The sequence below is a fragment of the Synechococcus sp. CCAP 1479/9 genome (assembly GCF_019038535.1).
Taxonomy (GTDB): domain Bacteria; phylum Cyanobacteriota; class Cyanobacteriia; order PCC-6307; family Cyanobiaceae; genus Cyanobium.
Window position 1 is genome coordinate 22,966 of sequence record NZ_JAFKRK010000022.1, and the last position, 20,979, is coordinate 43,944.

At 68.5% G+C, this 20,979-nt stretch carries 8 protein-coding genes and 1 tRNA gene; 5 read left to right on the plus strand and 4 right to left on the minus strand.

What is annotated here, in order from left to right; genetic code table 11:
- Nucleotides 1–159: 159 nt before the first annotated feature.
- Nucleotides 160–4,764 (plus strand): glutamate synthase large subunit, encoded by a 4,605-nt coding sequence (gene gltB, locus KUG38_RS08805; RefSeq protein ID WP_216920723.1) that lies wholly within the window; start codon nt 160–162, stop codon nt 4,762–4,764.
- 19 nt (nt 4,765–4,783) lie between these two features.
- Here gltB and KUG38_RS08810 read toward each other — a convergent pair whose 3' ends face one another.
- Nucleotides 4,784–5,125 carry a hypothetical protein gene (locus tag KUG38_RS08810; protein WP_216920724.1) on the minus strand — a complete coding sequence of 114 codons (342 nt, stop codon included), beginning with the start codon at nt 5,123–5,125 and terminating at the stop codon, nt 4,784–4,786.
- Between the two features lie 53 nt (nt 5,126–5,178).
- Complete coding sequence (lipA, locus tag KUG38_RS08815; protein WP_353617758.1) at nt 5,179–6,075, minus strand: lipoyl synthase; 897 nt, start codon at nt 6,073–6,075, stop codon at nt 5,179–5,181.
- Nucleotides 6,076–6,157: 82 nt separating this feature from the next.
- Between lipA and KUG38_RS08820 the strand changes: the two genes are divergently transcribed.
- A tRNA-Pro gene (locus KUG38_RS08820) sits at nt 6,158–6,231 on the plus strand.
- Nucleotides 6,232–6,248: 17 nt separating this feature from the next.
- Here KUG38_RS08820 and cobJ read toward each other — a convergent pair.
- Together cobJ and KUG38_RS08830 are read right to left on the minus strand one after the other, a co-directional pair.
- The gene (gene cobJ, locus KUG38_RS08825) at nt 6,249–8,036 is read right to left on the minus strand and encodes a precorrin-3B C(17)-methyltransferase (RefSeq protein ID WP_502988693.1); all 1,788 of its coding nucleotides are present in this window, start codon (nt 8,034–8,036) and stop codon (nt 6,249–6,251) included.
- A 53-nt stretch (nt 8,037–8,089) separates the two neighbouring features.
- Nucleotides 8,090–9,421, minus strand: a complete 1,332-nt coding sequence (locus tag KUG38_RS08830) for a hypothetical protein (protein WP_353617759.1) — start codon at nt 9,419–9,421, stop codon at nt 8,090–8,092.
- A 424-nt stretch (nt 9,422–9,845) separates the two neighbouring features.
- Here KUG38_RS08830 and psaA point away from each other — a divergent pair, with 424 nt between their 5' ends.
- The 3 genes from psaA to KUG38_RS08845 all read left to right on the plus strand — a co-directional run bounded on the left by psaA (nt 9,846) and on the right by KUG38_RS08845 (nt 20,813).
- Complete coding sequence (gene psaA, locus KUG38_RS08835) at nt 9,846–12,149, plus strand: photosystem I core protein PsaA (RefSeq protein ID WP_094585993.1); 2,304 nt, start codon at nt 9,846–9,848, stop codon at nt 12,147–12,149.
- 20 nt (nt 12,150–12,169) lie between these two features.
- Nucleotides 12,170–14,383, plus strand: a complete 2,214-nt coding sequence (gene psaB, locus KUG38_RS08840) for a photosystem I core protein PsaB (protein ID WP_216920729.1) — start codon at nt 12,170–12,172, stop codon at nt 14,381–14,383.
- Between the two features lie 250 nt (nt 14,384–14,633).
- The gene (locus KUG38_RS08845) at nt 14,634–20,813 is read left to right on the plus strand and encodes a choice-of-anchor I domain-containing protein (RefSeq protein ID WP_502988692.1); all 6,180 of its coding nucleotides are present in this window, start codon (nt 14,634–14,636) and stop codon (nt 20,811–20,813) included.
- Nucleotides 20,814–20,979 lie beyond the last annotated feature (166 nt).

Here is a 20,979-nt window from a genome sequence, read left to right on the forward strand (position 1 = left end):
AGGGTGGCTGCCTAGGATCGATGGCTCGCCCTGTCGTCGCGGACACGGCTGCTGCACGGGTGACACGGCAGCTCCTCGGCAGACCCTTCCTGCCGGCTTCTTTAGGCTTGTTGTTTTCAAGCCATCTCCAGCTCCGTTTCAGCAGCACCAACCCGGCCTATGTCCTCCTCCGTTCCGCTCTGGCCCCATCGCGACAGCTCGTCCCCAGGCCCTGGAGAAACGGACGCGTGCGGCGTGGGCTTCCTGGCCCACCTCGATGGGGTGGCCAACCACTGGGTGCTCCAGCAGGCCCTGCGGGGCCTCCGCTGCATGGAGCACCGGGGCGGCTGCGGCGGCGATGGTGATTCCGGCGACGGCGCCGGCCTGCTGACCGCCATCCCCTGGAGCTACCTCGAGGCCGTCTGGCCGGCGGCGGCCGCCTCCACGGCGATCGTTCGGGGCCTGGGGATGCTGTTCCTGCCGGCGGATCCCGACCGCCGCGACCAGGCCCGCCGGATCTGCGACGAGGAGGCCGAGCGCCTCGGTCTCCTCAGCCTCGGCTGGCGGCAGGTCCCGGTGGTTCCCGAGGTGCTCGGTCCCCTGGCGCGGGAGAACGCCCCGGCCATCGAGCAGTGGCTGCTGGCCGCCCCCGATGCGGTGCCCGGCGTGATGGCCGACGTCGACGCCCTCGAATCCCTGCTGTTTCGGCTGCGGCGCCGCGCCGTCGACCGGGTGCGGGAGGTGTGGGGGGCCGACACCACCGACCTCTATTTCGCCTCGATCAGCGCCCGCACCGTCGTCTACAAGGGCATGGTGCGCTCGGAGGTGCTCGACGCCTTCTACACCGACCTCCGGGACGAGCGCTTCAGCGTCGCCTTTGCGGTGTACCACCGCCGCTTCAGCACCAACACCCTGCCCCGCTGGCCCCTGGCCCAGCCGATGCGCCTGCTGGGCCACAACGGCGAGATCAACACCCTGCTGGGCAACATCAACTGGGCCAGAGCCGCCGAATCCCACCTCGAGGCCGTCTGGGGCGATGCCGCCCGGGACCTGCGGCCCCTGGTCAACGCCGCCTTCAGCGATTCGGCCAACCTCGACGCCACCCTCGAGCTGATGGTGCGCAGTGGCCGGCCGATCACCGACAGCCTGCTGACCCTGGTGCCGGAGGCCTTCCGCGACCAGCCCGAGCTCGACGAACGGCCCGCGATCAAGGCCTTCTACGAATACAGCGCCTGCCTGCAGGAGCCCTGGGACGGTCCGGCCCTGCTGGTCTTCAGCGACGGCCGCATGGTGGGGGCCACCCTCGACCGCAATGGCCTGCGGCCGGCCCGCTACTGCATCACCAGCGACGGCTACGTGGTGATGGGCTCGGAAACGGGTGTGGTCGAACTGGAGGAATCCCGGATCATCGAAAAGGGGCGCCTCGGCCCCGGCCAGATGCTGGCCGTCGACCTGGAGCAGCACCGGCTGCTGCGCAACTGGGATGTGAAGGAGGAGACGGCGGCACGCCTCCCCTACGCCGGCTGGCTGCTAGATCACCGCCGCAGCCTGTCCCCCGGCGTCTGGGAGCAGGAACGCACCCTGGGCGAACTGGAGCTTCTCCAGCAGCAGACCGCCTTCGGCTTCACCGCCGAGGACCTGGATCTGGTGATCGAGGACATGGCCGGCCAGGGCAAGGAGCCCACCTACTGCATGGGGGACGACATCCCCCTGGCGGTGCTTTCCTCCAAGCCCCACCTTCTTTACGACTACTTCAAGCAGCGCTTCGCCCAGGTCACCAACCCCCCCATCGACCCGCTGCGCGAGAAGCTGGTCATGAGCCTGGAGATGCACCTGGGTCGACGCGGTTCCGCCCTGCGGCCCGATGCCTCCGGCGCCGCCGTGCTGCACCTCACCACCCCGGTGCTCAACGAGGCTGAACTGGAGGACCTCGGCACCCACGGCCTCGGTCGCACCACCCTGTCCACGCTCCTGACGGTGTCCAGCGGACCCGAGGGGCTGGAGCAGGCGCTGCATCGGCTCTGCTTCGAGGCGGAGGCCGCCGTGCGCAGCGGCTCCCAGATCCTGGTCCTTTCCGACCGGGCCGATGGCGGCATCAGTGCGGGCACCACGGCCATTCCTCCCCTGCTGGGGGTGGGGGCCGTGCACCACCATCTGCTGCGGCTCGGCCTGCGCCTGCAGTGCTCCCTGGTGGTGGACACCGCCCAGTGCTGGAGCACCCACCACCTCGCCTGCCTGATCGGCTACGGCGCCAGCGCCGTCTGCCCGTGGCTCACCTTCGAGACCACCCGCCACTGGCTGGCCCATCCCCGCACCCAGTCGATGATCGAGCGGGGCAAGCTCCCCCGCCTCGATGCCGACACGGCCCAGGCCAACGTGCGCAAGGCCCTGGAGGAGGGGCTCCGCAAGATCCTCTCCAAGATCGGCATCTCCCTGCTCGCCAGCTATCACGGCGCCCAGATCTTCGAGGCCATCGGCATCGGCGCCGATCTGATCGATCTGGCCTTCACCGGCACCACCAGCCGCGTCGCCGGCCTCAGCCTCCAGGATCTGGCCAGCGAAACCCTGGCGTTCCATGCCAAGGCTTACCCGGAGCTGAACCGCACCAAGCTGGAGTTCATGGGCTTCGTGCAGTACCGCACCGGCGGGGAGTTCCACCTCAACAACCCGGACATGTCCAAGGCCCTGCACGCCGCCGTGGCGGCGGGCCCCGGCTACGACCACTTCACCACCTACCGCACCCTGCTGGAGAACCGCCCGGTCACGGCGCTGCGGGATCTGCTTGAGCTGCGCCCGGCCCCGACGCCCCTGCCGATCGAGCAGGTGGAGAGCGTGGAGAGCATCTGCAGCCGCTTCTGCACTGGCGGCATGAGCCTGGGGGCCCTCTCCCGAGAGGCCCATGAGGTGCTGGCGGTGGCGATGAACCGCATCGGCGGCAAGAGCAACTGCGGCGAGGGCGGCGAGGACCCGGCCCGCTACCACCCCCTCCACGACGTCGACGGTGAGGGCCATTCGCCCACCCTCCCCAGCCTGCGCGGTCTCCGCAACGGCGACAGCGCCTGTTCCGCCATCAAGCAGATCGCTTCGGGTCGCTTCGGCGTCACCCCGGCCTACCTGCGCAGCGGTCAGCAGCTGGAGATCAAGGTGGCCCAGGGCGCCAAGCCCGGCGAGGGCGGCCAGCTGCCCGGCCCCAAGGTGGACACCTACATCGCCTGGCTGCGCAACAGCAAGCCCGGCGTGGCGCTGATCTCACCGCCGCCGCACCACGACATCTATTCGATCGAGGACCTGGCCCAGCTCATCCATGACCTGCATCAGGTGAACCCCGCCGCCCGGGTCTCGGTGAAGCTGGTGGCCGAGATCGGCATCGGCACGATCGCCGCCGGTGTGGCCAAGGCCAATGCCGATGTGATCCAGATCTCCGGCCATGACGGCGGCACCGGAGCTTCGCCCCTGAGTTCGATCAAGCACGCCGGCAGCCCCTGGGAGCTGGGGCTCACGGAGGTGCACCGCAGCCTGCTGGAGAACGGCCTGCGGGACCGGGTGCTGCTGCGGGCCGACGGCGGCCTCAAGAGCGGCTGGGACGTGCTGATCGCCGCCCTGCTCGGGGCCGAGGAATTCGGCTTCGGCTCGGTGGCCATGATCGCCGAGGGCTGCATCATGGCCCGCGTCTGCCACACCAACAACTGCCCGGTGGGCGTCGCCACCCAGAAGGAGGCCCTGCGCAAGCGCTTCACCGGCCTGCCCGAGCACGTCGTCAACTTCTTCGTCTTCGTGGCCGAGGAGGTGCGCCAGCTGCTGAGCGTGCTGGGGGTGGCCCGGCTCGAGGACCTGATCGGCCGCACCGACCTGCTGGCGCCCCGCGCCATCGGTCTCACCAAGACCAGCGCCCTGGATCTCTCCTGCCTGCTTGACCCGATCCCCGCAGCCGCCGACCGGGCCTGGCTCCGCCACGACGACGTGGCCCATGGCAATGGCCCGGTGCTCGAGGACGGGCTGCTCGCCGACGCTGAGGTGCGCGCGGCGATCGAGAGCCACGGCCAGGTGGCGCGTCAGCTGACGATCGTCAACACCGACCGCAGCGTGGGGGCCCGACTCTCCGGCGAGATCGCCGCTTTGCACGGCAACACCGGCTTCCAGGGGGGCCTCGCCCTCACCTTCCACGGCGCCGCCGGCCAGAGCTTCGGCGCCTTCGTGCTCCAGGGCATGGACCTGCGCCTGGTGGGCGAGGCCAATGACTACGTCGGCAAGGGCCTCAACGGCGGTCGCATCACCGTGGTGCCCCCGGCCGCGGTCCGTGACCCCGGCGACCAGGTGATCCTCGGCAACACCTGCCTCTATGGCGCCACGGGTGGGGAGCTGTTCGCCCTCGGCCGGGCCGGTGAGCGTTTTGCCGTGCGCAACAGCGGCGCCCGCACCGTGGTGGAGGGCGTCGGTGACCACTGCTGCGAGTACATGACCGGCGGCGTGGTGGTGGTGCTGGGCAGCACCGGCCGCAACGTGGCCGCCGGCATGACCGGCGGTGTGGCCTTCCTGCTCGACGAAACCGGAGGCCTGGCGGCCCGCCTCAATCCCGAGTCGGTGGCGCTGGTTTCCCTCACCACCCCCGAGCAGGAGGGGCTGTTGCTGCCGCTGCTGGAGGCCCATCTCCAGGCCACCGGCAGCGCGAAGGCGGCGGCGATCCTGGCCGACTGGGCCACCTGGAAAGCTCGCTTCCGGGTGCTGGTGCCCCCCAGCGAGACGGCCACGGTGGGTCTGGCCCAGCGGGAGGCCGTGGCGGCCTGAGCGGTTCTGCCGCTCAGGCTCAGAAGTCGTCGTAGACCTTCTGGAAGGCCGCGAAGGTGTCGTCGTTGTTCATGCCGGCAACGGCGATCGACGCGGCACCCAGGTGGGTGCTGCAGCTGATCGACAGGGCCATCGGCAGGCTGGCGTGGTCGGCGTACACCGAGCGGCTCTTGCCGGTGCCGACCACCTGGACGTCCTCGCTGAAGCCGTTCTTGCTGGCCACCTTCTTGGCGGTGTCCACGCAGGCCATCAGGTCGTTCACCCCCAGCACCACGTCCGAGTAGACGTGCGGCACCGCCAGGGCCGGCTCAGCCGGCGAGAGCAGGGCCAGCAGCAGGCCGAAGGAGGCGAGTTTGCTCATGACCGGACCGTGGGGCTGCGGGATTCTCATCCTGCCCCGGAGTCCGGTTCTGCTCAGCGGGGATGCTCCTGCATCAGGCGACGCACCTCGCCGGCGTGGTAGCTGCTGCGGGTGAGCGGACTGCTTACCACCTGGAGGAAGCCCAGGTCGCCTTCCCCGTGACGGCGGAAGCTTTCGAACACCTCCGGCGACGCGAAGCGCTGGACCGGCAGATGTTTCGGGCCGGGGGAGAGGTACTGGCCGATGGTGACGATGTCGACGGCGTGGGCACGCAGATCGGCCATCACGGCGCGGACCTCGTCGTCACTTTCGCCCAGGCCCACCATCAGCCCTGACTTGGTGTAGGTGCGCGGCCAGCCCTGGCGTACCCGGCGCAGCAGCTCCAGCGAGCGCTCGTAGACCCCCTGGGGCCGCACCTGCCGGTAGAGCCGGGGCACGGTCTCGATGTTGTGGTTGAGCACCTCCGGCGCCGCCGCCATCACCGCCGCCAGGGCCTCCCAGGCGCCGCACAGATCGGGCAGCAGGATCTCGATCGTGGTGAAGGGGGACGTGCGGCGCACGGCCTCGATGCAGGCCACGAACTGGCTGGCGCCGCCGTCGGCCAGGTCGTCCCGGTTGACCGAGGTGATCACCACATGGCTCAGGCCCATGCGCCGCACCGCCTCCCCGAGCCGCTCGGGCTCGGTGGGGTCCAGCGCCCGCACGCTGCGGTCAAAGTCGATGTCGCAGTAGGGGCAGGCCCGGGTGCAGCCCGGCCCCATGATCAGGAAGGTGGCGGTGCCGCCGGCGAAACACTCGCCGATGTTCGGGCAGCTGGCCTCCTGGCAGACCGTGTTGAGCTTGAGGTCGACCAGCAGATCCGCCACCGCTCCGATCCGCTCCCGCTGGGGCGCCTTGACCCGCAACCAGGGCGGCTTGGCGGGGGCGGGCCGGGGGTCGCTGACGGTCACGGGCATCGCTGGGCTGTGCGGACTGTAGGGACGCCGGTCACGGTGGCCGGTCGCCGCAGGCCATCCCCTAAAGTCTGGCCATCGGGATGTGGCGCAGCTTGGTAGCGCACTTCGTTCGGGACGAAGGGGCCGCAGGTTCGAATCCTGTCATCCCGATTTTTTTCTTCTGACTGTCAGGCCAGGGCCGCTCCCGGATAGCCCCTCGGGGTGACCATGCGGCCGTCCTGAACGCGTGTTGAGCTGTTGCCCACCAGCACCAGGGTCAGCATGTCCACCTGGCCCTCGGGCAGGGTGCCCAGGGTGTGGAGGCTGAGCGCCTCTTCGGCGCGGCCCAGCTGGCGGGCCAGCAGCACCGGCGTGCTGGCCGGCCGGCCCTCCCTCAGCAGTTCGATGGCGCGCCCCAGCTGCCACGGCCTGCCGAGGGAGCGGGGGTTGTAGAGGGCCACGACGAAATCGCCGCTGGCGGCACCCTTCAGCCGCCGTTCGATCACCTCCCAGGGGGTGAGGCGGTCGCTGAGGCTGATGGTGCAGAAGTCGTGCATCAGCGGGGCCCCGGCCCGGGCGGCGGCCAGCTGCAGGGCCGAGAGGCCCGGGTGGACCGTGAAGGCCGGACGGTCGAGCACCGGCAGCTGCAGCCAGAGCTCCAGGGCCAGGCCCGCCATGCCGTAGATGCCGCTGTCCCCGGAGGAGATCAGGGCCACGTCGAGGCCCTGGCGGGCCAGGTCGAGGGCCTCGGTGCAGCGGGCCCGCTCCTCCGTCAGCCGGCCTTCGCGGCGCAGCTGGTCGGGGCGCCGCAGGGGTTCCAGCAGATCGAGGTAGAGCCCGTAGCCCACCCATACCGTCGTAGAGGCCAGGGCCCGGCGGGCATCGCCGCTGAGCAGATCGATCGGGCCCGGACCGCTGCCCACCAGATGCAGGCTGCCCCGCTGCGGGGCCCACTGGCGATCGGCCAGGGCCACCGCCAGGGTGGCGGCACCCCGCTCCCCGCTGGCGGCGCGCCCGATCCGCTTCTCCACCAGCAGGCGGGGCGCGGACCCGGCCTGGTCCGTCCCGGCCGGGTCCGTCAGCGGCCGGCCCGCCTCCCCTGCCGCCTGCAGGGCGGCGGCTTCGGCCACGCTGGGCGTGCCCATCTCCCGGGCCACCGCTTCTGAAGGATGGGGCACGGCGACCGCCGCCAGGGTGGCGGCGTCATAGAGGCGCAGGGGCCAGCCGTGCTGCGACGCCAGGGCCAGCAGGGCGGGCTCATCCCCCTTGCGATCGATGCTGGCCAGGCCCGCCACGGCCTCCCGGGCCAGGCCCTGCTGCTCCAGGCCTTCCGCCACCAGCCGTTCCAGCACCGGCAGGCTCGTGTCCCGCTCGCAGCCGATGCCCAGCCAGAGGCTGGGGGGATGCCAGCGGCAGCCCGCGCCGCTGCGGGGGCCGATCACCAGGGGCGCCCCGCCGTCCTGGCTGCTCTCGTCCTGGCTGCTGTGGTCGTCGCCGCTGACGTTGGCCTCCAGCCCCTGCCACAGCGTGGTGCCTTCCTCTTGGTGCAGGTAGGGGCGGCGACCGCCGGCCGCCCCCACCATCAGCTCCCTCCAGTCGCCGGTGCCGCGGCGCCAGCCCCAGGCCTGGCCGAAGGCATCCAGGGGCAGCCGGCCCCGGGCGGCGCCGGCCCCGGTGAGCACGGCCTGGCCACCGACCAGGGCGGCGATCTCCTCGGCGAGCCGGTCACCGCCGGCGCCATGGCCCCCCAGCAGGGGCACCACGAAGCGGCCCCGGGGGTCCACCACCAGCACGGCCGGATCGCTCTGCTTGTCACCGATCAGGGGGGCGATCAGCCGGGTCACCAGCCCGCAGGCCCCGACGGCCACCACCGCGTCGGCGCTCCCCCAGTGCCGCGCCAGCCAGGGGGCGGAGGCCTCCTCCTCCGGGCCCCGCACCACGGTCAGCAGACCGGCCTGGCGCAGCCGCTGCAGCATCGCTGCGGCCGTCGGGCCGAAGCCGAGGCCGATGTGTCGCCGCGTCGTGTCGCTCAAGGGGTCACCCCCCCGTCGAGGGCGGCCAGGTCCTGGCCGTAAGGGGAGTCTTCCGGGCCGGGGCCCGCGGTGCCAGCCGCTGCCCTTTCATCTGCTGCTGTGGTGCCGTCCGCCATCGGCGGGTCGGGTGGGCTGGGGGGCTCCGGCGCCTGCGCCAGTGGGCTCCCCTGGGCGGCCAGCTCTCCCGCCTGGCCCGGGAGTTCCTGGTCGCTGTCCGGGCCCGCAGCCCCACCGGCCAGGGCCAGCGGCGGCAGCGGATCGGGCTGTGGCTCCTGCGGCGGCGCCGATTCCGGCAGCGCCGCGGCCTCCGGCTCCAGGGTCCCGTCGGATTCCGCCGCCTGCTCCTGCTCTGGCTCCGACTCCGGCTCAGGGGCGGCCGGCGGTGGGGCCTCGCCCAGCAGGATGGCCAGCTCGGAGGCGGTGAGCCGCCCCTTCTGCCAGCGGGGCGGTTCGCCGCCGGTCTCCAGGATCACCTCACCCACCAGGCTGTTGAAGGGAGGGTTGAGGGGCTCGCCCAGGCCATCGAGCAGGTCGAGCTGGACCGCATTGCTGCCCGTGCGCCAGCCCTCCAGCCACAGGGGCGTCTGGCGATCCACCAGGAAGCTGTCGCCGTTGATGCTGACCCGCAGCCGCCAGCTGGCATCGCCGCTGCGCAGGTTCTGCAGCGGGGCCTCCAGCAACAGCCAGTCGAGCAGCAGCGGCGTGGCGGCCGCCGTGCCCCGGGGGCTGACGGCGATCAGCTGGGGGCTGCCAGGGGCCGGCTGGCCGAGGGGATTGGCCGCGACCCTGTGGAGCCGGATCTGGCGCTGGGCACCAGGGCCCTTCACCGCCTCACCCCAGGGCCTGGCGGCATAGACCGTGAGCCGATGGCTGCCGGGTTCCAGCGGCCGCATCGTGGTGGTGGTGGCGGTCAGCGGCAGGGGGTCATCCCCATCCAGCTGCACCACCAGGTGGGGGCCGAGGCCGAGGGGCCCGGCATCCACCAGGGGCCAGTCCTCCACCCGCAGCCGCAGGCTCCAGGGACCCGCCGGCAGCAGGGCGCCGTCGGCGGGGGAGACGATCTCCACCCGGGGACGACGCGCCTCCAGGGCCTCCTGCAGCTGCTGCACCGCCAGAGGTGGGGCCACCTCCTGCTGGCTGGAACGTCCCATGGCGGGTGTGGCCGGGGCCGCGGCGCTCGGGCGGCGGCCCGGCAGGGAGAAGGCGAGGGCAGCCGGCGGCGCCAGGGTGAGCACCAGCAGCAGGGCGGCCGCCAGCAGGCCGGCTCGGCAGACGAACCGACGGACCCACCGTCCCGCGGCTCCATGCCCCTCTCCCCTGTCGCCCACGCGCGCTCCGTCATTCGTGGAGCCATTCTGCTTTGGGGGCCGAAGAGGGGTAATCGGCTGTTGAAATCGCTGCAAAATGCAGCAAGGGGTTATAGAAACCCCGCGGTTTTCCTGATTGTCACGTTGTTGACAACATGTCGCCAGACCGCAGTCGCAGCCTTGGAACCGCCGGGATTAAACCTTTGTAACTGGCGGCCGATTCGCCTTGTTTTCGACCCCTATACTTCCGCCAGCGGTCCCCTTTCGGGGCCCAAAGCCCCAGTCGTGGCAAGGGATTTCTCCCCCATCGCGACTGGTGCCCATGGTCGGGGCTTCCCGGCCATGGGGCCCACCGATGGGGCCGGGACGGTCGCATGACCTGTCCCCGGCGTCCGTCGAAGGGGTGGACCCTCCACCTCGACCCCGTCCCTCGAGGAACGTCTCGATGACCATCAGCCCACCAGAGCGTGGGAAAACGGCGAAGGACATGGTTGACCGGAACCCCGTTCCCGTCGACTTCGATGTTCTCGGCAAGCCCGGGCACTTCGATCGCTCCCTCGCCAAAGGTCCCAAAACCACCACCTGGATTTGGAACCTCCACGCCAACGCTCACGATTTCGACAGCCACACGAGCGATCTTGAAGAGGTCTCCCGGAAGATCTTCAGCGCTCACTTCGGCCATCTGGCCGTCATCTTCATCTGGCTGAGCGGCGCCTTCTACCACGGAGCCCGCTTCTCCAACTACACCGGCTGGCTGGCCGACCCCCTGCACGTCAAACCCAGTGCTCAGGTGGTCTGGCCGATCTTCGGCCAGGAAATTCTCAATGGCGATGTGGGTGCCGGCTTCCACGGCATTCAGATCACCTCCGGCCTCTTCCATGTGTGGAGAGCCTGGGGGTTCACCAACGAGTTCCAGCTCCTCTGCACCGCCATCGGTGCCCTGGTGATGGCCGGCCTCATGCTCAACGCAGGGGTCTTCCACTACCACAAGGCAGCTCCGAAGCTGGAGTGGTTCCAGAACGTTGAGTCCATGCTCAACCACCACCTGGCCGGTCTGCTCGGGCTCGGGTCCCTGTCCTGGACAGGTCACCTGCTGCACGTGTCGCTGCCCACCACCCAGCTGATGGACGCCATCGACGCCGGCAACCCGCTGGTGCTCAACGGCAAGACCATCGCTTCGGTGGCCGACATCCCGCTCCCCCACGAGTTCCTCAACCAGGATCTGCTGACCCAGTTGTTCCCCGGCTTCGGCGCGGGGATCTCCGCCTTCTTCACCGGCAACTGGGCCGCCTACAGCGATTTCCTCACCTTCAAGGGTGGTCTGAATCCTGTGACCGGCAGCCTCTGGATGACCGACATCGCGCATCACCACCTGGCGATCGCGGTGCTGTTCATCGTGGCTGGCCACATGTACCGCACCAACTGGGGCATCGGCCACAGCATCAAGGAAATTCTCGAGGGCCAGAAGGGCGATCCCCTGCTGTTCCCCGCGCCCAAAGGTCACGATGGGCTCTATGAATTCCTGACCACCTCCTGGCACGCCCAGCTGGGTCTGAACCTGGCGCTGTTCGGTTCGCTCACGATCATCGTGGCGCACCACATGTATGCGATGCCTCCGTATCCCTACATCGGTATCGACTACCCGACCCAGCTGTCGCTGTTCACCCACCACATGTGGATCGGCGGCTTCCTGATCGTCGGAGCCGGTGCCCATGCGGCCATCGCACTCATTCGCGACTACGACCCGGCCAAGAACATCGACAACGTTCTGGATCGGGTGCTGAAAGCCCGTGATGCCCTGATCAGCCACCTCAACTGGGTGTGCATTTTCCTGGGCTTCCACAGCTTCGGCCTCTACATCCACAACGACACCATGAGTGCCCTGGGTCGTCCCCAGGACATGTTCAGCGACACCGCGATCCAGCTGAAGCCCGTCTTCGCGCAATGGATCCAGGGCCTGCACGCCGCTGCCGCCGGCACCACCGCACCCAATGCGCTGGCCGGTGTGAGTGAAGTGTTCAACGGCGCTGTCGTCGCCGTCGGCGGCAAGGTGGCCGCTGCGCCGATCCCCCTGGGAACGGCGGACTTCATGGTCCACCACATCCACGCCTTCACGATCCACGTCACCGTGCTGATCCTTCTGAAGGGTGTGCTCTACGCGCGCAGCTCCCGCCTCGTCCCCGACAAGGCGAACCTGGGCTTCCGCTTCCCCTGCGACGGCCCCGGCCGTGGCGGTACCTGTCAGGTGTCGGCCTGGGACCACGTGTTCCTCGGCCTGTTCTGGATGTACAACTCCCTGTCGATCGTCATTTTCCACTTCAGCTGGAAGATGCAGAGCGACGTGTGGGGCACCGTCAATGCCGACGGCAGCGTCCAGCACATCACCAACGGCAACTTCGCCCAGGGCGCCATCACCATCAATGGTTGGCTCCGGGACTTCCTCTGGGCTCAGGCCGCCCAGGTGCTGAACAGCTACGGCTCGTCCTCCAGTGCCTACGGTCTGATGTTCCTGGGTGCCCACTTCGTCTGGGCCTTCAGCCTCATGTTCCTCTTCAGCGGCCGCGGCTACTGGCAGGAACTGATCGAGTCCATCGTCTGGGCTCACAACAAGCTGAAGGTGGCTCCCGCCATCCAACCGCGGGCGCTTTCCATCACCCAAGGCCGTGCCGTCGGTGTCGCCCATTACCTGCTGGGCGGTATCGCGACAACCTGGGCCTTCTTCCTGTCCCGACTCATCGCGGTCGGCTGACCTCCACCTGACCTTTCCCAATGGCAACGAAATTTCCTTCGTTCAGCCAGGGTCTGGCACAGGACCCGACAACCCGCCGTATTTGGTACGGCATCGCCACGGCTCACGACTTCGAGAGCCATGACGGAATGACGGAGGAGCGGCTTTACCAAAAGCTGTTCTCCACCCACTTCGGTCACCTGGCGATCATCGGCCTCTGGGTTTCGGGCAACCTGTTCCATATCGCCTGGCAGGGCAACTTCGAGCAGTGGGTCGCCGATCCGCTGCACGTCCGTCCCATCGCTCACGCGATCTGGGATCCCCACTTCGGCCAGGGCGCCATCGACGCCTTCACCCAGGCGGGCGCCTCCTCTCCGGTGAACATCGCCTACTCCGGTCTGTACCACTGGTGGTACACGATCGGTATGACGACCAACATGGAGCTCTACCAGGGTTCCATCTTCATGCTGATCCTGTCGGCATGGGCCCTGTTCGCCGGCTGGCTCCATCTCCAGCCCAAGTTCCTGCCTTCCCTGGCCTGGTTCAAGAACGCTGAATCGCGGCTCAACCATCACCTGGCTGTGCTGTTCGGCTTCAGCTCCATCGCCTGGACCGGTCACCTGGTCCACGTCGCCATCCCCGAGTCCCGGGGACAGCACGTCGGGTGGGACAACTTCCTCTCGGTCGCTCCCCATCCCGCCGGTCTGGCTCCGTTCTTCACCGGCAACTGGGGCGTGTATGCCCAGAACCCCGACACCGCCAACCAGGTGTTCGGGACCTCCGAGGGAGCAGGCACCGCGATCCTCACCTTCCTGGGTGGCTTCCACCCCCAGACCGAAGCGCTGTGGCTCACGGACATCGCCCACCACCACCTGGCCATCGGCTGCATCTTCGTGATCGCCGGCCACATGTACCGGACCAACTTCGGTATCGGCCACTCGATCCGCGAGATCCTCGACGCCCACAACCCCCCCAAGGGCACCCCTGGTGACCTGGGCGCCGGCCACAAGGGCCTCTACGACACCGTCAACAACTCCCTCCACTTCCAGCTGGGCCTCGCCCTGGCTGCCCTGGGAGTCGTGACCAGCCTGGTGGCGCAGCACATGTACGCGCTGCCGTCCTATGCGTTCATCGCCAAGGACTACACCACCCAGGCCGCCCTCTATACGCACCACCAGTACATCGCCATCTTCCTGATGTGCGGTGCCTTCGCCCACGGTGCGATCTTCTTCATCCGCGACTACGACCCGGAAGCCAACAAGGACAACGTCCTTGCCCGGATGCTTGAGCACAAGGAAGCCCTCATCAGCCACCTGAGCTGGGTCTCCCTGTTCCTCGGCTTCCACACCCTGGGTCTCTACGTCCACAACGACGTGGTGGTCGCCTTCGGTACCCCCGAGAAGCAGATCCTCATCGAGCCGGTGTTCGTCCAGGCCTCCAGTGGCAAAGCCCTCTACGGCATGGATGTGCTGCTCGCCAACGCCGACAGCATCGCCTCCACGGCGTGGCCCAACAACGGCGCCGTCTGGCTGCCGGGCTGGCTGGATGCCATCAACTCGGGAAGCAATTCCCTGTTCCTCCAGATCGGTCCTGGCGACTTCCTCGTGCACCACGCCATCGCGCTGGGTCTGCACACCACCACCCTGATCCTGGTGAAGGGTGCCCTGGATGCCCGGGGTTCCAAGCTGATGCCCGATAAAAAGGACTTCGGCTACTCCTTCCCCTGCGACGGCCCCGGCCGTGGCGGCACCTGCGACATCTCGGCCTGGGACGCCTTCTATCTGGCGGTCTTCTGGGCCCTGAACACCGTGGGTTGGGTCACCTTCTACTGGCACTGGAAGCACCTCGCCATCTGGCAGGGCAACGTGGCCCAGTTCAACGAATCCAGCACCTATCTGATGGGCTGGTTCCGCGACTACCTCTGGCTCAACAGCTCCCAGCTGATCAACGGGTACAACCCGATGGGGTCCAACAACCTGGCCGTCTGGGCCTGGATGTTCCTCTTCGGTCACCTGGTGTGGGCCACCGGCTTCATGTTCCTGATCTCCTGGCGGGGTTACTGGCAGGAGCTGATCGAGACCATCGTCTGGGCGCATCAGCGCACGCCCCTCGCCAACCTGGTGGGCTGGCGCGACAAGCCTGTCGCTCTCTCGATCGTTCAGGCCCGTGTGGTGGGTCTCGCCCACTTCACGATCGGCTACATCCTCACGTACGCGGCCTTCCTGATCGCGTCCACGTCAGGCAAGTTCGGCTGAGCCTCCGGCTCCCGAATTCCGTCAACGCCCCTTCTCGAATCTTCGAGGGACACCCAGACCCCCGGTTACCACCGGGGGTCTTTTTCTGTGCCGCTGTGGTGCTGCGTGAAGCGCTCGATCGACGTCTCCCCGAACACCTCGAGAGGTGCCGGGGCCGCCCATCCCCCCATCCCTTCAACACACATTTGACTGGACTTAACCTTGCCTGAAGGGGCTGCTGCCAAGTTGAAAAAGACTGCAGCAGCTTTCAATGGGACTCACCTTTTCCGCTCTGGATCCCTTCATCCCAGCGACAAACGGAGTGATCTCCCTGGCCAATCTCGGGGCCAATGCTGAAATCTCTGCCTATAACCCAGCCACTGGATATCTCTATACCGTAGGCGGTGGATCCGGGGCCATTGTTGTCTCCGATCTCCGTGATCCAGGCAGTCCCCTCGCCGTTGCTCGAGCCACGTCCACCGGCAACGGCGAAACCCTGCAGAGCGCAGCCGTGTTCGGCAATCTGCTCGCCATTGCGGTGCAGAACGCCGTCAAGACGGACCCGGGCTTCGTGCAGTTCTACGACCTCAGCAATCCGGCCCTGCCTGTCCATATCAGCACCGTGACCGTGGGCGCCCTGCCCGACATGGTGAAGTTCAGCAGCGACGGCCGCAGGCTGCTGGTGACCAATGAAGGGGAGCCGAATTCCGTCTACACCATTGATCCCGTCGGTTCGATCTCCCTGATCAACACCAGCGGCTATCTGGCGAGCACGCCCGTGGCTCCCGCCGCCGCCGATGTGCAGACCGTGGGCTTCGAAGCCTGGGAAAGCCGCCGTGCCGAGTTGATCAACCGCGGCGTCCGCATCGGTACCCGTCTGGGCGTCACCACCACGGTCGCCCAGGACATCGAGCCGGAGGCCATCGCCATCAGCGCCGATGGCAACACCGCCTGGATCTCCCTGCAGGAGAACAACGCCATCGCCGTGCTGGATCTGAGCGGTACGGCGCCGGTGATCAGCACCATCTTCTCCGCTGGGATCAAGGATTGGTCCCGCGGCATTGCCAGTGCCGAGAACTTCACTTACGAACTGGAGTATGCCGCTGGGGGTGCCAACCAGCCGGCAGGCGTGCTGGCCGGAGGCCTTTCCGGCCTGTTCTTCGCCGGTAAGGAGACGCTGAACGGTACGGAGCTGGATGTCTACTACTCCATCACCGATCGCGGCCCCAACGGTGCTCTGATCGCGGGCAGGCGTCAGTTCCTGGATCCGGACTTTCAGCCCAGCATCTACAAGCTGGGCATGAATCGCGCCACCGGCGCTGTCACCGAGCTGGGCCGCCTTGGCCTCAACCGCCCCGATGGCACCCCCCTCACCGGCCTGCCCCAGCTGGCGATCAAGGATGACGTGCCGATCGATGGGGCCAATGCCCCGCTGGCCTACGACCCCTTCGGCATCGACTCGGAAACCGTCTCACGGTTCAGCCTCACCATCGGCGGCAGCACCCGTCAGGTGTTTGCGGTCGGCGATGAATACCGCGGCCAGATCTCCATCTTCGATGCCGTCAGCGGCAACCTGATCCAGCGCTATATCCCCGCCGGCCAGAAGGCCCAGCTCGTGGCCCAGCACAACGTGGGTGGTGCCACGCCGATCGGGGCGGAAACGATCGACAGCCTGCCCGCCATCTACGGCAACCGCTGGAGCAACCGCGGCATCGAGGGCATGGCCTTCAACCCCACCGACGGCCTGCTCTATGCCTTCCTGCAGAGCCCCCTGGATGTGGATGCCAACGGCGACGGCGTCACCGAAGGCCGCAGCCGCTCCGAACTCACCCGCATCCTGGCCATCAACCCAGCCACCGGCGCCCCGGTGAAGGAGCACCTCTACCTGCTCAGCGGCCGTGCCGGCCAGGACAAGATCGGCGATGTCGCCTTCGACGCCGCCCGGGGCGTGTTCCTGGTGATGGAACGCGACAGCAGCCGCAGCCTCACCGGCTTCAAGCACGTCTACGAGGTGGATCTGCGCGGTGCCACCGACACCCTGCCGCTCACCACCGCTGCCAACCAGGCCACGGCAGGCTGGCTGGGGGCGATCGGCGTTGTCAGCCCGGAGCTGCTCGACAACCGCCGCACCCCTGTCGACCACGACAGCAACGCCGCCACGGCCCCGATCTTCAGCACCTCCAGCGCCGACGTGCTGGCGGCCGCCGGCATCCGCCTGGCCCACAAGATCGAGCTGTTCAACCTGCCTTCCATCGGCGGCAGCCTGGCCTACGACAAGCCGGAGGGTCTCACCATCCGCGATGACGGCGCGCTGGTGATCAACTACGACAACGACTTCGGCACCGAGGGCGCCCGTGGCAATGCCTTCACCGTGGTCAGCTTCGATCGCGCCGGCTTCGACAGCTCCGATCGGGATGTGGACGGCAGCAGCGGCGGCGGCAACCAGTACCGGCCCATCTCCGGTCTGCCGCTCTACGGCCTCACCATGCCGGACGGCATTGCCGCGTTCACCGATGTCCAGGGCCGCAGCTTCCTGCTGGCGGTGGGTGAGGGTGATTCCCGTGAATACGAACCGGACCGGGGCAACATCTTCTCCGATCTCACCCGGGCTGATGCCAGCACCGCGGTCAACGGCACCCCCTTCCGTAACCACCCAGGCGTCAGCGCCCTCAACGCCGCCTTCGCCGCCGCCACCGGCATCAGCCGCACCCGCCTCAACCTGCTCAACGACACCGGCGACATCAACGGCGATGGCCTGATCGACAAGCCCTTCAGCATCGGCTCCCGCTCGCTGCGCATCTACGACGTGCAGGGCAACGTGGTGTTCGATTCCAGCGACGCCCTGGAGGACCTGGCCGCCAGTCTCGGCCTGATGGCCAGCAACCGTGACGACGACAAGGGCACCGAGCCCGAGATGGTGGAGATTGCCACCGTGGCCGGTCGCACCTACGCCTTCGTGGCCCTGGAGCGCACCACCACCAGCGTGGCGGCCGTGTTCGACGTCACCGACCCCTACAACGTGGCGGCGGTGGATCCGGTGGTGTTCCCCGGCGCCGAGCGGATCGAGGGCATCACCTTCCTGCGCAGCCCCGCCGGGCAGCCGGCCGGCCTGATCGCCAGCAGCGAGGGCAACGACAAGGTGAGTGTCACCGGCGCCGCGCCCCTGGCCTCCGGCAGCGCCTTCCGCCTGCAGCTCTTCCACCTGGCCGACCAGGAGGGCGGCATCGCTGCCCTGGACGACGCCCCCCGCCTGTCCGGCGTGCTCAATGCCCTGCGGGCCCAGGACATCGATCTCGATGGCATCCCCGGCTTCGTCAACACCCTCACCCTTTCCAGCGGCGACGCCTGGATTCCGGGCCTGTTCTACGGGGCTTCGGCCCAGGCCTACGGCGCCGTGGGCCGCGGTGATGTGCTGATCCAGAACGCCCTGGGGGTGCAGGCGATCGCCTTCGGCAACCACGAATTCGACCAGGGCACCGCGGTGGTGCGGGACCTGATCCGGCCCAATGCGGCCGCCGGTTACCCCGGCACGGCCTACCCCTATCTGAGCGGCAACCTCAACTTCGCCACGGACGCCAACCTGGCGGGGCTGGTGGTGCCCGCCGGCCAGGCGCCGCGGCCCAACAGCATCACCAGCAGCGTGGTGTTCGATGTCAACGGCGCGTCGGTGGGCGTTGTGGGCGCCACCACCCCCTGGCTGCGCACCATCTCCAGCCCGGGCGGCGTGGGTGTGGCCCCGGCCCCCTTCAGCGGCACCCCCACGGCCGCCGAACTGGATGCTCTGGCGGCGGAGATCCAGGCCGACGTGGATGCCCTGATCGCCGCCAATCCGGGCCTGAACAAGGTGATCCTGCTGGCCCACATGCAGCAGATCAGCATTGAGCAGGCCCTGGCCGAGCGCCTGCGCCACGTTGACATCATCGTGGCCGGCGGCTCCAACACCCGCCTGTTCGACAGCGATGACATCACCCGCCCCGGCGACAGCGTCCAGGGCCCCTATCCGATCGTCAAGACCGATGCCGACGGCCGGCCCGTGGCGGTGGTCAACACCGATGGCAACTACAAATACCTGGGCCGCCTGGTTCTCGACTTCGATGCCTCCGGTGTGATCATCCCGGCCAGCTACGACCCCAGCATCAGCGGAGCGTTCCGCACCGATGCCGCGGGTGTGGCGGCCCTGAACGCCGAGGCCTTCATCGATGCGCGGGTGCAGGAGGTGGTCGACAACCTGCGGTCGGTGATCGTCGCCCAGGAGTCGGAATGGTTCGGCGTCAGCGAGGTCTTCCTCAATGGCAACCGCAACCCGGGCGTGCGCAGCGAGGAGACCAACCTCGGCAACCTCACGGCCGACGCCAACCTGGCCTATGCCCGCCAGATTGATTCCAGCGTGGTCGTCTCGCTGAAGAACGGCGGCGGCATCCGCAACTCGATTGGCCAGTCGATCGTTCCCACCGGCTCCGTGAACGGTGTCCCTGAACTGCTGCCCACGGCGGCGGTCTTCGACGCCCAGGGCAACGTGGTGAAGCCGGAGGGCGGCATCTCCCGCAACGACATCGCCAATGCCCTCAGCTTCAACAACGGCCTGACCCTGGTCAGCGTCACCCCCGGCGAGCTCAAGGCGCTGATCGAGCACGGCATCGCCGCCGGCATCAACCAGGGCCGCTTTCCCCAGGTGGGCGGCATGGCCTTCAGCTATGACCTCAGCCGGCCGGCCGGCTCCCGGGTGGTGAGCCTGGCGATCCAGGACGACGCCGGCAACGATCTCGACGTCGTGGTGCGAAACGGCGAGGTGGTGGGCCATCCGGCCCGCAGCATCCGCATGGTCACCCTGGATTTCATGGCCAGCGGCGGTGACGGCTACCCCTTCACCAGCCTGTCCAACCCCAACCGGGTGAACATCACCCAGCCGGGTGGCGCACCCCGTACCGGCGTCGCCACCTTCGCCGCCAATGGCTCCGAACAGGATGCCCTGGCCGAATTCCTGGCGGCCAGCCATTCCCCCGCCAACCCGTTCACGGCGGCCGACACCCCGGCCGCCCTCGATCGGCGCCTGCAGAATCTGGCGGTCCGCAGTGACGGGGTGATCGACCCCGTGATCACCCTCACGGGTGCCGCGGTTCTGGAGAACCTGCCTGCCGACACCCTCGTCGGCCTGCTGACGGCGACCGACCCGAACCCCGGCAGGACCTTCAGCTTCTCCTTCGCACCGAACGGCAACCCGGGCGGCCTGTTCCGCCTCGACGGCAACCGGCTGCTGACCACGGCCTCGCTGGACTTCGAGACGGCCACGACGCGCAGCCTCACCCTGCGGGCCACCGACAGCGCCGGCAACAGCTTCGACAAGCCGTTCACCATCACGGTGAACGACCTGGCGGAAGGGGCCGCCGTCCAGCCGGCGGTGATCAATGCCCCCGGCTTCGCCATCAGCCAGCAGCTGGGCGGCAGACCTCGGGGATCCCAGCCTGGAGGGCCCGCTCTGCCCACCGGCGCGCTGGGAGCCGTGGCAACCACCCCGATCACCCTTCCCGGTGAAAACGTCCCTCGGGCACGGATCGAGAACACCGGCTCCTGGAACGACCTCAAGAACCTCACCCTCGGCGCGGACTACTGGACACCGGCCCTGGGCACCAACCTGCTGGTGGCCAATTTCGTCGACGTGCGCTGGGATCTCTCCGCTGCGCCACCCCTGGACTTCGATCTCCAGGTGGTGGGGGCCAAGCGCGGCGTCGTCGACTTCGGCGCCGGCGACGACACCCTCACCTGGTTGTTCCACAGCGATGGCCCCAGCCTTGTCAACACGGCCACGGTGACGGCCGGAGCCGGCAATGACACGCTGACCTTCGCGGCCGTGGGCAGTGCGTCGGTTGACGAGGCGCTGCTCGCCGACAACCCCGGGGGTCCCGGGAACGGCCCCCTCTGGGATCCCTCCTACGACGGTCGCTTCAGCACCGCCATCGCCTTCGGCGGCGCCGGCGCCGACCGAATCGAAAGCCAGGGGAGCGTGCGGCTCCAGGCCGATGGCGGCGAGGGCCAGGACACCCTGATCGGCTCGCGGCGCGACGACACCCTCATCGGTGGGCTGGGAGAGGACACCCTCACCGGAGGTGGCGACGGGGGCAGTTTCCGCTTCTCCGGCAGGAGGGTCGCGCGCAGTGTTGTGGTGAACGGTGGCGACCTGATCGACCTGCGCGCCCCTGGCGGCGGCGGGGACGGGGCCGCCGACACTGTCGTGTACGACATCCAGGGCGGCGGCGTGGACCGCGTCGTCGGCTTTGAAGCCGGCCGCGACAAGCTCACCCTGCTCGGAGGAGCGGGCGTGACCGAACTGAGGGAGTACCGCAACGGCACCTTCCTCAGCTTCTCCGGACGGCCGCTGCAGGGTGTGTTGCTTGAGGGAGTGACCGGCCTCAGCCTCGGCGGCCCGGCCGCCGACATTCAGTTGCTGGCCTGACACAAGACGGCCCCAGTGATGCTGTGAGCGTGGATTCGCCCCAGGCGTTTGCTGTTGCTGCGTGCCGATGATGCCTTCATCATCGGCAGCACGGGCAACCGGGCCCCCGCCAGACAGCTTTCCCTTGGTGGGAGCGGCCACCCAGCCGAACATGTCGGAGGTGGCC